13 protein-coding genes and 1 tRNA gene are annotated in these 12,993 nt (G+C 61.5%); all 14 read left to right on the forward strand.

Annotated elements, in window-relative coordinates; translation table 11 throughout:
- Positions 1 to 69 precede the first annotated feature (69 nt).
- Positions 70 to 141, forward strand: a tRNA-Val gene (locus tag HMPREF3172_RS06540).
- Positions 142 to 341: 200 nt separating this feature from the next.
- Positions 342 to 1,472 (forward strand): DUF4190 domain-containing protein, encoded by a 1,131-nt coding sequence (locus HMPREF3172_RS06545; RefSeq protein WP_070516330.1) that lies wholly within the window; start codon positions 342 to 344, stop codon positions 1,470 to 1,472.
- Between the two features lie 276 nt (positions 1,473 to 1,748).
- Positions 1,749 to 2,483 carry a DUF4190 domain-containing protein gene (locus HMPREF3172_RS06550; RefSeq protein ID WP_141741600.1) on the forward strand — a complete coding sequence of 245 codons (735 nt, stop codon included), beginning with the start codon at positions 1,749 to 1,751 and terminating at the stop codon, positions 2,481 to 2,483.
- Positions 2,484 to 2,672: 189 nt separating this feature from the next.
- Positions 2,673 to 4,625, forward strand: coding sequence for a threonine--tRNA ligase (gene thrS, locus HMPREF3172_RS06555; protein ID WP_370919346.1), 1,953 nt, complete (start codon positions 2,673 to 2,675; stop codon positions 4,623 to 4,625).
- Positions 4,625 to 5,206 carry an HIT family protein gene (locus HMPREF3172_RS06560; RefSeq protein ID WP_070427929.1) on the forward strand — a complete coding sequence of 194 codons (582 nt, stop codon included), beginning with the start codon at positions 4,625 to 4,627 and terminating at the stop codon, positions 5,204 to 5,206. The genes thrS and HMPREF3172_RS06560 overlap by 1 nt, the downstream gene beginning before the upstream one ends.
- Positions 5,193 to 5,807, forward strand: coding sequence for a phosphatidylinositol phosphate synthase (gene pgsA / locus HMPREF3172_RS06565; RefSeq protein ID WP_070516639.1), 615 nt, complete (start codon positions 5,193 to 5,195; stop codon positions 5,805 to 5,807). Before HMPREF3172_RS06560 ends, pgsA begins: the two co-directional genes overlap by 14 nt.
- Positions 5,804 to 6,301: an NUDIX hydrolase gene (locus tag HMPREF3172_RS06570; protein ID WP_070516335.1), complete on the forward strand. Its 498-nt coding sequence runs from the start codon at positions 5,804 to 5,806 to the stop codon at positions 6,299 to 6,301. Before pgsA ends, HMPREF3172_RS06570 begins: the two co-directional genes overlap by 4 nt.
- Positions 6,302 to 6,375: 74 nt before the next feature.
- The gene (locus tag HMPREF3172_RS06575) at positions 6,376 to 7,131 is read left to right on the forward strand and encodes a YebC/PmpR family DNA-binding transcriptional regulator (RefSeq protein ID WP_070516337.1); all 756 of its coding nucleotides are present in this window, start codon (positions 6,376 to 6,378) and stop codon (positions 7,129 to 7,131) included.
- A 1-nt stretch (position 7,132) separates the two neighbouring features.
- Positions 7,133 to 7,735 (forward strand): crossover junction endodeoxyribonuclease RuvC, encoded by a 603-nt coding sequence (ruvC, locus tag HMPREF3172_RS06580; RefSeq protein WP_019175146.1) that lies wholly within the window; start codon positions 7,133 to 7,135, stop codon positions 7,733 to 7,735.
- A 52-nt stretch (positions 7,736 to 7,787) separates the two neighbouring features.
- Entirely contained in the window at positions 7,788 to 8,387 is a 600-nt protein-coding gene (gene ruvA / locus HMPREF3172_RS06585) for a Holliday junction branch migration protein RuvA (protein WP_070516338.1), read from the forward strand.
- Positions 8,384 to 9,454 (forward strand): Holliday junction branch migration DNA helicase RuvB, encoded by a 1,071-nt coding sequence (gene ruvB / locus HMPREF3172_RS06590; RefSeq protein WP_070516340.1) that lies wholly within the window; start codon positions 8,384 to 8,386, stop codon positions 9,452 to 9,454. Before ruvA ends, ruvB begins: the two co-directional genes overlap by 4 nt.
- A 105-nt stretch (positions 9,455 to 9,559) precedes the next feature.
- A complete protein-coding gene (gene yajC, locus HMPREF3172_RS06595; RefSeq protein WP_070427934.1) occupies positions 9,560 to 10,003 on the forward strand; it encodes a preprotein translocase subunit YajC in 444 nt (147 codons plus the stop codon).
- A gap of 20 nt (positions 10,004 to 10,023) precedes the next feature.
- Complete coding sequence (secD, locus tag HMPREF3172_RS06600) at positions 10,024 to 11,946, forward strand: protein translocase subunit SecD (protein ID WP_070516343.1); 1,923 nt, start codon at positions 10,024 to 10,026, stop codon at positions 11,944 to 11,946.
- Entirely contained in the window at positions 11,946 to 12,965 is a 1,020-nt protein-coding gene (secF, locus tag HMPREF3172_RS06605; protein WP_070516345.1) for a protein translocase subunit SecF, read from the forward strand. Before secD ends, secF begins: the two co-directional genes overlap by 1 nt.
- Positions 12,966 to 12,993: the final 28 nt, after the last annotated feature.

Here is a 12,993-nt window from a genome sequence, read left to right on the forward strand (position 1 = left end):
AAGAGGTCACTGGTTCGATCCCAGTATCGCGCACGGAGTTCGCTCCATTAACTGAATAGCCTTTTATAGGCGCGATTGGCGCAGCGGTAGCGCGCTTCCCTGACACGGAAGAGGTCACTGGTTCGATCCCAGTATCGCGCACAGACAGCCGGGGGTTTAGGCCCCCGGCTTTTTTGTGTCTCGAAGCTGTTGTTTCCCGTTTCTGGTGATTGTCGGTGAACGGGAGATGAAGTTCTCCTGGAAACTTCCGCCCGTATCGGCGATATGCTGTTCGAACCTTTAATGATCATTGAAGATCATTCGCGAACGCAGGACGCCGATCAGATACGTAAGGAAAAGACATGAGCAACAACCCGTTCGGACATGACGGATCCAATCCGCAGAACAATCCGTACGGCGGCGATTACGACCAGTCGGCGAACGGTTCAGGCAGCTACGACCATGGCAATTACGGCAACGGCGACTACAGCCAGGGTGATTACGGCAACCACTACTCGCAGGCTGACTTCGGCAGCAATTACGGGCAGGATGCTCCGCAATCGGTAGGCAGCCAGGGTGGCTACGCCGACTACCAGCAGCCGGTTGGCAGCCAGGGTGGCTACGCCGACTACCAGCAGCCGGTTGGCAGCCAGGGTGGCTACGCCGACTACCAGCAGGATCCGCAGGCTTACGGCGGCAGTGATCTCTACGGTGCTGGTGGTCCAGGCGGCCCGGTGGGTCCAGGTGGTGCCTCCAGCGCTGAAAAGAACAGTCTGGGTGTTATCTCGCTGGTCTCGGGCATCGTCGGCTTCTTCATTTGGCTGGCCGGCATAGTTGCGATCATCACGGGCTTTATGAGTCTCAAGGCCGTTAAGAACGGTCAGGCGAACAACAAGGGTGTCGGCCTGACCGGTCTTATCCTGGGCTTCTTCACGACTGTTGTCGGGTTGATTGTCACGGTTATCGTCGTGATCGTCTTTGTTATCGGCATCGGTGTCGCGGGCAAGGATCCAGGTCCGGCCGATCCTGGCGGCGGCACTGAAGCTCCGGCGGATCCGCAAGATGACGGCATCAACGCGGGGTCTGACAAAGCCGAGCTGATCGGCACCTACGAAGGCATTGAAATCCGCGCCTACGTCACCCACGGCAAGACTGATGAAATCACGGTTCCAGAAGAATTCGCCGAACGTGATGTTCTTGTCATCAAGTACTTCCTGAAGAACACGAGTGACCAGTCCGCACAGCTTGGCTACACCTCCGTCAAATGTGCTGCGGGCGGTAAGGACTGCTCTAAGAGCGTTCACGGTCGGATTGGTGATAAGCGGCTTGACAGCGCTGTTCTCAGCCTCGGTGCAAATCCCATCGGGGCCGGTGAAGAAGAAGAGTTCGTCACGGCTCAGTCAGTCGAATACAAGGATGCCGGTGACGCCGAGATTTCGCTGCTGGTCTCGGACAGGGATTTCAAGGACGAAAAGGAATTCAAGATCAAGTGATCTTGCCTGAGACAGGCCGGTGAGCGCGGGGTGGGAACTGGAAGTTCCCACCCCGCGCGGCCTTTCGGGATGCGGTCGATTGATGAGGAGCTGTAAAGTTCATCACCGTAATTCAAGTTGAGGCCCATGAGCTCGCGCCAGTTCTGGGCGTTTTTCACTGAGGAAACCGATAGGTCAATGAACAACAGCACGCCAGAATCGCCGTACGGACAGGCCCCACAGCCGCCCGGCCGCCCACCGCACTCGCCTGACAACTCCGGAAGCAGCTTTCCTTCTATGCATCAAGGGCCTGTAGGCAGCGATGACAACAAAGCTGGCCGCATCGGGCTGATCGCAGGCCTGGTTGGTTTGCTTGTCTGGATCCTCGGTCCCGTTGCGGCAGTTTTCGGATTTGTGGGCTTTCGAGCAGTCAAAAAGGGCAAAGCCGACAACAAGATTCCCAGCCTAGTGGGTCTGGTGTTGGGGCTTATTGAGACGCTCGCCCTCATCATTGTGACGATCGTGCTGGTAGTGACTCTGACGGCAGGTGGTTCTGCCATCAAGGGCGGTTCGAAGGGTGCCAGCCCGGCGGACGGAACCATCGACTCAAAGATTGACGACGCGAAGATGATCGCCGAAATCGACGGCGTTGAAATTCGCGCGGTGATTACAACGGCCACGCTTAGGTCGGACTACTTTGACCCTGAACTGCGCAGCAAAGAGATTCCGGTCGTCAAGTACTTCGTGACGAACAACTCCGACAGTATTACCTCGCCGAGGCTTCAGCACTCGTGCTCCGTACACGATGGGCTCCGGTGTGGAGACGTTCCCGATGGAACTGAAATCGACGACGACGTTGCAGACCAGCTCGGTTCAGTGGGAGGGGAGATGCGGCCGGGCGAAACGCACATCAGGGTCATCGGCCTCGGTTTCGCAGAGTCCCGCATCGACACAGCCGAGGTTACCCTCCACGTAAAGCTGGGCTACAGCGGAGACGAACAAACTTACGACATCATTACGCCGAAAAAATAAGGCCTGAACAGCAGAATCGGGGTGCGGGCGCAGGCCCTCATCCCGATTCTGCTGTTGTCTGCCCCTGCTCCTGGCCTTGTCTGACACAGCCAGCGGGTACAGTAGAAACGCTGAAACGACCACATAAAAGGAGAAGCCGTGTCTGACACGCTGACCGTCGCCGGAGAAGAGATTCCCTACACCGAAGGGATGACGAGCACAGAGCTCTTTGCATCCGATCCGACGACAGTGGCCGTCTGGATCAACGGCGCTTCCTGCGACCTTCACCGTGAGCTGCAGCCCGGCGATGTCGTCGAGCCCATCAGCATCAGCAGCGAAGAAGGCCTCAACATTCTTCGCCACTCCACGGCGCACGTTGTCGCACAGGCCGTACAGGAACTGTTTCCGGGAACCAAGCTCGGCATCGGCCCCTACATCACTGACGGCTTCTACTACGACTTCCAGGTTGAAGAGCCGTTCACACCGCAGGACCTCAAAGCCATTGAGAAGCGCTGCCAGCGGATCGTGAAAGAAGGCCAGACCTTCCACCGCACCGAAGTCAGCGACGACGAAGCTCGCACCCGCCTGGCCGACGAGCCCTTCAAACTCGAGCTCGTCGAAGACAAGGGCAAGGGCGCCGAAGGTGCCAGCGTTGAGGTCGGCGGCGACCAGCTGACCATCTACGAAAACCGCAACCGCAAGGGCGACATCGTGTGGGAAGACCTCTGCCGTGGTCCCCACCTGCCGTCTACCAAGCTCATCGGCAACGGCTTTGCCGTCACCAAATCCTCCGCAGCGTACTGGCGGGGCGACCAGTCCAACGCCAGCCTGCAGCGCGTCTACGGAACCGCGTGGCCATCGAAGGACGAACTGCGCGCCTACCAGGAGCGCATCGCAGAGGCCGAACGCCGTGACCACCGCAAGCTCGGTGCGGAACTCGACCTATTCTCCTTCCCCGACGAACTCGGTTCGGGCCTTCCCGTATTCCACCCCAAGGGCGGCGTCATCAAACGCGTCATGGAGGACTACGTCCGCCAGCGCCACATTGAAGAGGGCTTTGAGTACGTGGGCACCCCGCACATCTCCAAGGAGACCCTGTACTACACCTCGGGCCACCTGCCGTACTACGGCGAGAACATGTTCCCGCCCTTCACCGTCGACAAGCACGTTGCCGAAGACGGCACCGTCACCCACGAAGGCACGGACTACCGGCTGAAGGCAATGAACTGCCCGATGCACAACCTCATCTACCGATCCCGCGGCCGCTCCTACCGCGACCTCCCGCTGCGTCTGTTTGAATTCGGCACCGTGTACCGCGACGAACCGTCCGGTGTTATCCACGGCCTGACGCGCGTGCGCGGCTTCGCGCAGGACGATTCGCACTCGTACGTGGCAGAAGAAGACGCCGCAGCGGAAATCAAGCACCTGCTGGACTTCATGCTGTCGCTGCTGCGTGATTTCGGCCTGGACGACTTCTACCTCGAACTGTCCACCCGCGAAGTCGACGGTACTAAGAAGGACAAGTTCATCGGCTCCGACGAACAGTGGGAAATCGCCACGAACACCCTGCGCGAAGTTGCCGAAGCCACGGGCCTTGAGCTCGTACCGGACCCGGGTGGTGCAGCCTTCTACGGTCCGAAGATCTCGGTGCAGGCGCGCGATGCCATCGGCCGCACCTGGCAGATGTCGACGGTGCAGATGGACTTCAACCAGCCGGAGCGCTTCGACCTTGAATACAGCGCCTCGGACGGCACCCGCCGCCGCCCCGTCATGATCCACTCGGCCAAGTTCGGCTCGATTGAGCGTTTCATCGGCGTGCTCACCGAGCACTATGCCGGTGCGTTCCCCGTGTGGCTCTCACCGGTCCAGGCCACGCTGGTTCCGGTGGCCGACGAGTTCGACGACTACTGCCACGACATTGCCCAGAAGCTCAAGGCCAGGGGAGTGCGCGTGGAGGTCGACACCTCCGACGACCGCTTCCCCAAGAAGATCCGCAACGCATCGAAGTCCAAGGTGCCCTACACGCTCATCGCAGGCGGCGAAGACCGTGACGCAGGCGCTGTATCCTTCCGCTTCCGCGACGGCAGCCAGGACAACGGCGTGCCGATCGACGAAGCCGTCGAACGGATCGTCAAGGCGATTGAGGAACGGGCACAGGTCTGATGGCGGGAATCCCCGAACCGGAAGCAGCCGCCGGGTTTCCCGGCGAACCCGACGGACTGCAGCGACTGTGGACACCCCATCGCTTCGTGTATGTCGGCGGGGAGGACAAGCCCGCCGACTCCACCGAACAGTCCTGCCCGTTCTGCTCGGCACCTGAGCGCAGCGACGAAGACGGGCTCATCGTTGCCCGCGGCGAGCACGCATTCGTCATCCTCAACCTGTACCCGTACAACCCGGGCCACGTGCTCGTCTGCCCGTACCGCCACGTGGCCGACTACACCGACCTGACGGCCGAGGAGACCGTTGAAATCGCCCAGATGTCGCAGAAGATGATGCGTGTCATTCGGGCGGTGTCTTCGCCTCACGGCTTCAACTTGGGCATGAACCAGGGAGCCGTCGCGGGAGCGGGAATTGCCGCTCACCTGCACCAGCACATTGTGCCCCGGTGGGGAGGGGATGCGAACTTCTTCCCGATCATCGCCGAAACCAAGGCTCTGCCGCTGGTCCACGGGCAGGTGCAGAAGCTCTACAGCGAAGAATGGAACCGACAGGAACCGCACGACGGCGATGCTGACCTCTAAGCTCCGCGGTGCGGCCGAGGTCTGTACGCGTCCCGTTGCGGCCGTGCTGGGCAGGCTGGGGCTGACACCGAACGCGATCACGGTCATCGGCACCGTCGGCACCGTCCTATCAGCCGCTGTCCTGTACCCGCTCCAGCACTACTTCTGGGGCACTGTGGCTGTGACGATCTTCGTCCTGTTCGACATGCTCGATGGGACGCTCGCCCGCCTACGCGGCACCACCAGCAGGTGGGGAGCTTTTCTGGACTCGACACTCGATCGGGTTGCCGACGGTGCGGTGTTCGGCAGTCTTGCCGCCGCCGCTTTTCTCACCGACCGGCCGGTCACGGGTGGGCTGGCTCTGTTTGCCCTGGTCTTCGCCTTCACCGTGTCCTACACCCGCGCCCGAGGTGAAGCTGTCGGCGGGGACGGTTCGGGTGGTCTGATGGAGCGCACGGAGCGTTTGGTCGTGGTGCTGGTGGCCGCTGGTTGTGTCGGCCTCGGTGCGCCGTATAGTCTGCTCACTATTGCTCTTGCACTGGTTGCGGCCGGTGCCCTTGTGACTGTTTTTCAGAGAATGCGCTCAGTGTTCCTGAGCGTGAAATCGGAGGACGCGCTATGAAGGTCCGCACGGCTGCCCGCGTGGTGCTTCTCAATGCCGAAGACGAAGTCTTCATGCTCCAGTGCCGCGACCTGGGCGATGACTCGAGGCGCTACTGGTTCACCGTCGGCGGCGGAGCCGAACTGGGGGAGACCTCGAAGCAGACCGCGGCACGCGAACTCGCCGAAGAGACCGGCATCGAGTGCGACCCCTCTGAGCTTCTGGGTCCCCTGGCCACCCGCCGCGTTTCCATCCAGTTCTCGACCGGTGTCCTGGTGCAGGACGAGGTGTATTTCGGTATGCGCTGCATGGAAGACATCGACCTTGACGAAGCCATGTGGAGCGACAAAGAGAAAGCCGCTATCACCGGTTCGCGCTGGTGGTCCAAAGAGGAAGTCGAGAGCTCTTCCGAGGTGATCTACCCTCCTGAGCTTCCCTTGCTGATCGACCTTGTCAGCACGGGTGCCGAGCCCGTGTCGCCGCTCTCCCTGGGCGTTCCCAGCGGCGTGGAGTAGACGGCTGGACGCGTAAGTCCGTCAGTGGTCTTACAATGTAGGCCGGACATCAATCGAACGCGAGGAGAGAATTCGTGGCAGGTCACTCAAAATGGGCGACAACCAAACACAAAAAGGCCGCTATCGACGCAAAACGCGGCAAACTCTTCGCGAAGCTGGTCAAGAACATCGAAGTAGCCGCCCGTGCCGGCGGCCCCGATGTTGAAGGTAACCCCACCCTCTTCGATGCCATCCAGAAGGCCAAGAAGAATTCTGTACCCGCCGATAACATCGATCGCGCAGTCAAGCGCGGCGGTGGTCTTGACGGCGACGGTGTGGAGTATTTCCCCATCACCTACGAAGCCTACGGTCCCGGCGGTGTCGGCCTGCTCATCGAATGTCTGACCGACAACAAGAACCGCGCGGCTTCAGAGGTCCGCGTGGCAGTCAGCCGCAACAACGGCAACCTGGCCGATCCCGGTTCGGTTGCGTTCAACTTCGCACGCAAGGGCGTCGTCGTGGTCAAGCAGTCCGCTGCTGACGACATGGCGATTCTTGAGGCGACCATGGACGCAGGTGCCGAAGAGGTCAAGGACCAGGGCGAAACTTGGGAAGTCATTTCGGAGGCCACTGACCTTGTGCCGGTCCGCTCCGCTCTGCAGGAAGCGGGCATTGACTACGACAGCGCCGACCTGGCCTTCGTGCCGAACGTCGAAGTTCCGCTCTCAGTTGAAGATGCGCGTAAGCTCGCCACGCTCGTCGACGCGATCGAAGACCTCGACGACGTGCAGAACATCTACGACAACGCAGACATCTCGGATGAAGTAGCGGCTGCGCTGGCCGAAGACTGACATGCGTGTTCTCGGCGTCGACCCGGGGCTGACCCGCTGCGGTATCGGCGTGATCGACTCCGGGCGCGCATCCCGGCCGTCGCTTGTGGCCGTCGACGTCATCCGCACTGACGCCTACGGGGCCTCGGACGTTCGTCTGGGCCTCATTGCGGATGCCTTCGACCGTTTCCTCGATGACTGTCGGCCGGACGTCGTTGCCATCGAACGCCCATTCGCGCGTTCGGATGTTTCGACCATCATGGGGACCGCGCAGGCTTCAGGGCTGACGATGGGCCTTGCGGCCCGGCGCGGAATCCCCGTGGCCATGCACACGCCATCGGAAATCAAGAAGGCCGTGTCCGGCAACGGGCGGGCTGATAAGAAGCAGGTGACGAACATGGTCACCCGCATTCTCCGACTCGATGAGCCTCCCAAACCCGCCGACGCGGCAGACGCTCTGGCAGTTGCCATCTGTCACCTGTGGCGCGGTGCAGTGGGGGCCCAGTCGACTCCCGGTTCGACGAAGGACGTTTTGGCCCGCCGCGCTCAAGGTCTGCAGGGTTCCGGCATGACAAAGGCGCAGGAACAGTGGGCCGCGGCGATTCGGACCGCAAAATCACGCTGATGAAGTGGCATACTGTTTTCGTACGCCTGTTCTAAAAATCTGAGGGTTTTCTTTGATCAGCTTTATCCAGGGGAGCGTTGAGTCGATCCACGCTGACTCCATTGTCATTCTGACCCACGGCATCGGCCGCAAGGTCTTTGTCAGCCCGTCGCTTCTGAGCAGTGTTCGACACGGGCAGGACGTCGGGATCCACACGGAGCTGGTGGTTCGCGAAGACGCACTCACCCTGTTCGGCTTTTCTTCCCGCGATGAACGGGACACCTTTATCACTCTGCAATCAGCCTCGGGCGTTGGGCCGAAGCTTGCGATGGCGGTACTGGCAGTTCTCACCCCGGGCGAACTTGCCGCCGCTGTAGAAAACGGAGCCACCAAGGCTCTCACTCGGGTTCCCGGCGTTGGGCCCAAGGTTGCGGGTCGCCTGGTGCTGGAACTGTCCGGAAAGATCACAGCTGCGCCCACTGGGGCAGAAACTGCTCCCCAGGCTGCGGGCAAAAAGGGAATCATCGCCGAAGTCGTGCAGGCACTCATCGGCCTGGGCTGGAAAGAAGCAAACGTACAGCCGGTCGTGGAAGCTGCGGCTGAAGATGACGCCAACAGCGAGGTCAGCAGTCTGCTCAAGGCCAGCCTGCGCACACTCGGGAAGAAACGATGAGCGACGGGTACGAAATCGACTTCGGCGGCGACGAACCCACACCAGCTGAACTTGAACGGCTGATGAGCGCCGGTGCGGGTTCGGATGAACGCGCTGCCGAAGCTGCTCTGCGCCCCAAGGGCCTAGATGATTTCACGGGGCAGCCGCAGGTACGCGAACAGCTCTCACTCGTGCTCGATGCCGCACGAGCCCGCGGCAAAGCTCCTGATCACGTGCTCTTGTCCGGACCTCCGGGCCTGGGCAAGACAACTCTGGCGATGATCATCGCCCACGAAATGAACTCGCAGATCCGCATCACCTCGGGCCCGGCCGTCCAGCACGCGGGTGACCTCGCGGCGATTCTGTCTTCTCTGGAAGAAGGCGAAGTCCTCTTCATTGACGAAGTGCACCGCATGGCCCGCGCCGCAGAGGAAATGCTCTACGTGGCCATGGAAGACTTCCGAGTCGACGTCATCGTGGGCAAAGGCCCCGGCGCTACAGCGATTCCGCTTGACCTGCCGCCCTTCACCATGGTGGGTGCAACCACGCGCAGCGGTCTGCTTCCAGCACCCCTGCGCGACAGGTTCGGATTTACGGGGCACCTCGACTTCTATTCGCCAGAGGACCTGCTGATCGTGCTGCGCAGATCAGCGCGGATGCTCGGCATAGAAGCTGATTCTGACGGTCTGGCCGAAATCGCCGGCCGATCCCGCGGCACACCGCGCATTGCCAACCGCCTGCTGCGCCGCGTACGCGACTGGGCGCAGGTGCGCGGCAGCGGAATCATCGACCGCCACGCGGCCCAGGCCGCGCTGGAAGTCTACGAAGTCGACAGTCGAGGACTCGACCGGCTGGACCGCGCAGTGCTCGACACCCTGTGCCGTCGTTTCGGCGGGGGACCGGTGGGTCTGCAGACGCTTGCGGTTTCCGTCGGCGAAGAGTCCGAAACGGTTGAAGAGGTCGCCGAACCCTTCCTCGTACGCGAAGGACTGCTTTCTCGCACGCCCCGGGGCCGGATCGCAACCGCGGAAGGCTGGGAGCACATCGGTTTGACACCGCCTGAAGGCGCTCTTTCCCAGATGTTCTGACCGGGTCTGCCGCCGGTCACACTCGCCGACGGTTTTCGCAGTGATTGACGACAACGGTAGAATGTCCGAGGTTTGTTCTGACCCCACATGCGAAAGAGGTTTCCGGTGAACCCCAATCTCCTCATCATGCTCGCCCTCGGCGCGCTGCTCATCTTCATGATGGTCAGCTCCCGCCGCAAGCAGAAAGCCCGCCAGGAGCAGATCTCGCGCGGCCTTGTGCCTGGAGCGCGCGTTATGACCGGTGCGGGCATCTTCGGCACCGTCGTCTCGGTTGACGAAGAAACCAACCAGGTGACGATCGAATCCGGTCCCGGAACCCAGCTCATCGTCCACCGTCAGGCCATCGGCCAGATCGAAGTCGATGAACCAGCCGCACCGGCTGCATCGGCCGAGCCCAGCACCAACCAGGGTCCCATCCAGCGTGACGATGCCGACGAAACCCCGCTGAACAACTCCGAACCCAGCATCACCGACGCCGAACTCGACGCCCACAACGAAGCCAAGCGCGCCAAGGGCGACGACGTCGACGACTCTGACGACGCTAAGTAACACCAACCAGAAAGCAGACCGTGTCCGCTTCAGATAAAAAAGCTCGCCCGGGACGCAGCTTCGCAGTTCTGGGAATCTTCTCCGCACTGCTTGCTGGTCTTGTAGCCCTGGGAGTTGTGTTCTCCTCGGCGACCTGGGCCCCGAAGCTCGCCCTCGACCTCGAAGGCGGCACCTCGATCATCCTGGAACCCCAGATCGAAGATCAGCAGATCACCAAGGAGCAGCTGGAACAGGCTGTTGAGATCATCCGTCAGCGCGTCGACTCCACGGGTGTGTCGGAAGCTGAGATCTCCACGCAGGGTGACCGCAACATCGTTGTGAACCTGCCCGGCAACCCCGACGAGAAGACCCGCAACCTGGTCCGCTCCTCGGCTCAGCTGTCCTTCCGCCGTGTGGCCTTCGTCGGCCCGCCCGAATCCGCTGCTGCACAGGAAGAGCAGCAGAAGGAACAAGAGGACGCAAACAAGAAGAAGTCCGAGGGCCTGTCTGACGAAGACAAGAAGCGGATCGAAGACCTCATCGGTGACCAGGAGGGCGAACAGGAAGACGGCGACGCTCCCCAGGGCGGCGGAACCGCTTCTGCTCCCGCCGACGGCGAAGACGCAAAGAAGCCAGCTGAAGGTGAAACCCCTGCCGCGCCCAAGGACGGCAAAGAAGATGCGGATAAGCACCCCCGCTTCGACCCGATGACCGACACCAGCTGGCAGTCGCAGAAGGTCATGAAGGAATTCACCGAACTCGACTGCACCGACCCCGCCAACCGCACCGGCGGAAAGCAGACGCCGGCAGATGAAGTCGTCGTCGAATGTGCGCAGGACGGTTCGGCGAAGTTCGTGCTCGGCCCGGTTGAGCTTTCCGGTGAGCACGTCAAGGACGCCTCCTACGGTTTTGAAACCTCGTCATCGGGCCAGCAGACCAACCGGCTGGCCGTGACGATGGAATTCGATGAGGTCGGCCGCAAGGTGTTCGGCGAAATCACGCAGACCATCACCGGCCAGCAGCAGCCGTACAACCAGTTCGCAATCGAACTTGACGGACTCGTGCTGTCCGCCCCGGCCTCGCAGTCAGCCGTGACCGACGGCCGCGCGCAGATCACCGGCAGCTTCTCCGAAGAAGAAGCGCAGACCCTGTCCAACCAGCTGAAGAACGGTGCTCTGCCGATCTCCTTCCAGGTGCAGTCCGAAGAGCAGATTTCGCCCACCCTCGGTGCTGACTACCTGCAGAAGGGCCTCATCGCCGGTGCTATCGGCCTGCTGCTCGTGGTTCTGTACTCGGTGCTGCAGTACCGTGCGCTGTCAACCGTGACGATCGCCAGCCTCGTGGCGGCGGGTATTCTCACCTACCTCCTGCTGCTGTTTGCGTCCTGGCGGTACGGGTACCGTCTGTCGCTGGCAGGTCTGGCCGGCATCATCATCGGCATCGGCATGACGGCCGACTCGTTCATCGTGTACTTCGAGCGCATCCGAGACGAAATTCGCGACGGCCGTCGTCTGACCTCCGCGGTGGAAGTCGGCTGGGTGCGCGCACGCCAGACGATCTACGCCTCAAAGGCAGTCAACATGCTGGCGGCTGTCATCCTGTACATCCTTGCTGTCGGCTCGGTGCGAGGCTTCGCCTTCACCCTGGGCCTGACGGTGATCGTCGACGTCGTCATCGTCGTGTTCTTCACCCACCCGATGCTGCAGCTGCTGGCCCGCACGAAGTTCTTCGGCGAAGGCCACCCGATGTCCGGTATGGACCCCCGTCAGTTGGGTGTCAAGCCCTCCGCCTACCGCGGCGCCATGGGGCTTGACCTCGAAAAGGCGAAGCAGAAGACCACCGGCCGCTCCGCTGAGGAAGCCGAGAGGCGCGAAAGTGCGCGCAAGCGCAGGGAACGCGACACATCGTCATCGCTTGCCGCACGCAAAGCAGTAGCCGCCGCCGAAGAAGCAGGGGAAGACTGATGAAGAAGTTTTTTGATTTCGGCAACAAGCTGCATTCGGGCGAAGTTTCGATCCCGTTTGTGCGCAAGCGCAAGCTGTGGCTGGGACTTGCCGCGCTGCTCACCGTCCTGTCGCTCATGGTGCCCGTTGTCCGCGGTATGGCGGGTGCGGAGCCGTTCAACCTCGGGATTGCCTTCACCGGCGGTTCGGAATTCCAGGTCGACCACGTTGACTCGTCAGCCGAAGCGCAGGCCAACAAGGCCGTGACCGACGCCGTGCCCGGTGCCGAACCGCGCACCGTGCCGACCTCGAACGACTCGCTCAAAATCGAGACGCGTCAGCTCAATGACGATGAAATGCAGAAAGTGCGCGATTCGCTCATTGAGTCCTTCGAAGTCAACGCGGAGAACGTGACATCGAACTTCGTCGGCCCGCTGTGGGGACAGAACATCACCAAGAAGATGACGCTCGCACTGGTCATCTACGTGGGTCTGGCGCTCATCATCATGGCGCTGTACTTCCGCACGTTCAAAATGTCGCTGGCGGCGATCGTCGGTCTGTTCTTCGTCATGGTGCTCACCACGGGCATCTACGCGGCAACCGGCTTTGAGATCACGCCCGAGGCGATCATCGGCTTCCTCACGGTTCTTTCGTTTTCGCTGTACGACACCGTGGTGGTGTTCGACAAGATCCGCGAGACCACGAAGGGCTTTGAGGACAACCGCAAACAGACGTTCTCGTCGCTGGTTGAGCTCGGTGTTAACCAGACGACCGTCCGTTCGATCAACACGACAGCCATCGGCGCCCTGCCGATCGGTGCGATTCTGTTCATCGGCGTGTTCCTGCTGGGCGCGGGAACTCTCACCGACATCGCGCTGTCGCTGTTCGTCGGAACGATCGTCGCCACGGTCTCCACGCTGTTCGTCGCTTCGCCCCTGTACGCAGTTCTGCGCGGCACAGAGGAAAAGGTGCGCGAGCAGGAGCGTCTGGTCCGCGAGACCGAGAACCCTTCCGCCGAAAAGGAGCCGGTCGCATCGTGACCCCGTGACGGCAGGGTCCGTGTTCTGA

This window comes from Brevibacterium sp. HMSC08F02 (assembly GCF_001807555.1).
Classification (GTDB): domain Bacteria; phylum Actinomycetota; class Actinomycetes; order Actinomycetales; family Brevibacteriaceae; genus Brevibacterium; species Brevibacterium ravenspurgense.

Coding starts and splice junctions, on each gene's coding strand:
- HMPREF3172_RS06545 (WP_070516330.1), top strand. CDS start 342: ATGAGCAACAACCCGTTCGGACATGACGGATCCAATCCGCAGAACAAT.
- HMPREF3172_RS06550 (WP_141741600.1), top strand. CDS start 1,749: ATGCATCAAGGGCCTGTAGGCAGCGATGACAACAAAGCTGGCCGCATC.
- thrS (WP_370919346.1), top strand. CDS start 2,673: ATGACGAGCACAGAGCTCTTTGCATCCGATCCGACGACAGTGGCCGTC.
- HMPREF3172_RS06560 (WP_070427929.1), top strand. CDS start 4,625: ATGGCGGGAATCCCCGAACCGGAAGCAGCCGCCGGGTTTCCCGGCGAA.
- pgsA (WP_070516639.1), top strand. CDS start 5,193: ATGCTGACCTCTAAGCTCCGCGGTGCGGCCGAGGTCTGTACGCGTCCC.
- HMPREF3172_RS06570 (WP_070516335.1), top strand. CDS start 5,804: ATGAAGGTCCGCACGGCTGCCCGCGTGGTGCTTCTCAATGCCGAAGAC.
- ruvC (WP_019175146.1), top strand. CDS start 7,133: ATGCGTGTTCTCGGCGTCGACCCGGGGCTGACCCGCTGCGGTATCGGC.
- ruvB (WP_070516340.1), top strand. CDS start 8,384: ATGAGCGACGGGTACGAAATCGACTTCGGCGGCGACGAACCCACACCA.
- secF (WP_070516345.1), top strand. CDS start 11,946: ATGAAGAAGTTTTTTGATTTCGGCAACAAGCTGCATTCGGGCGAAGTT.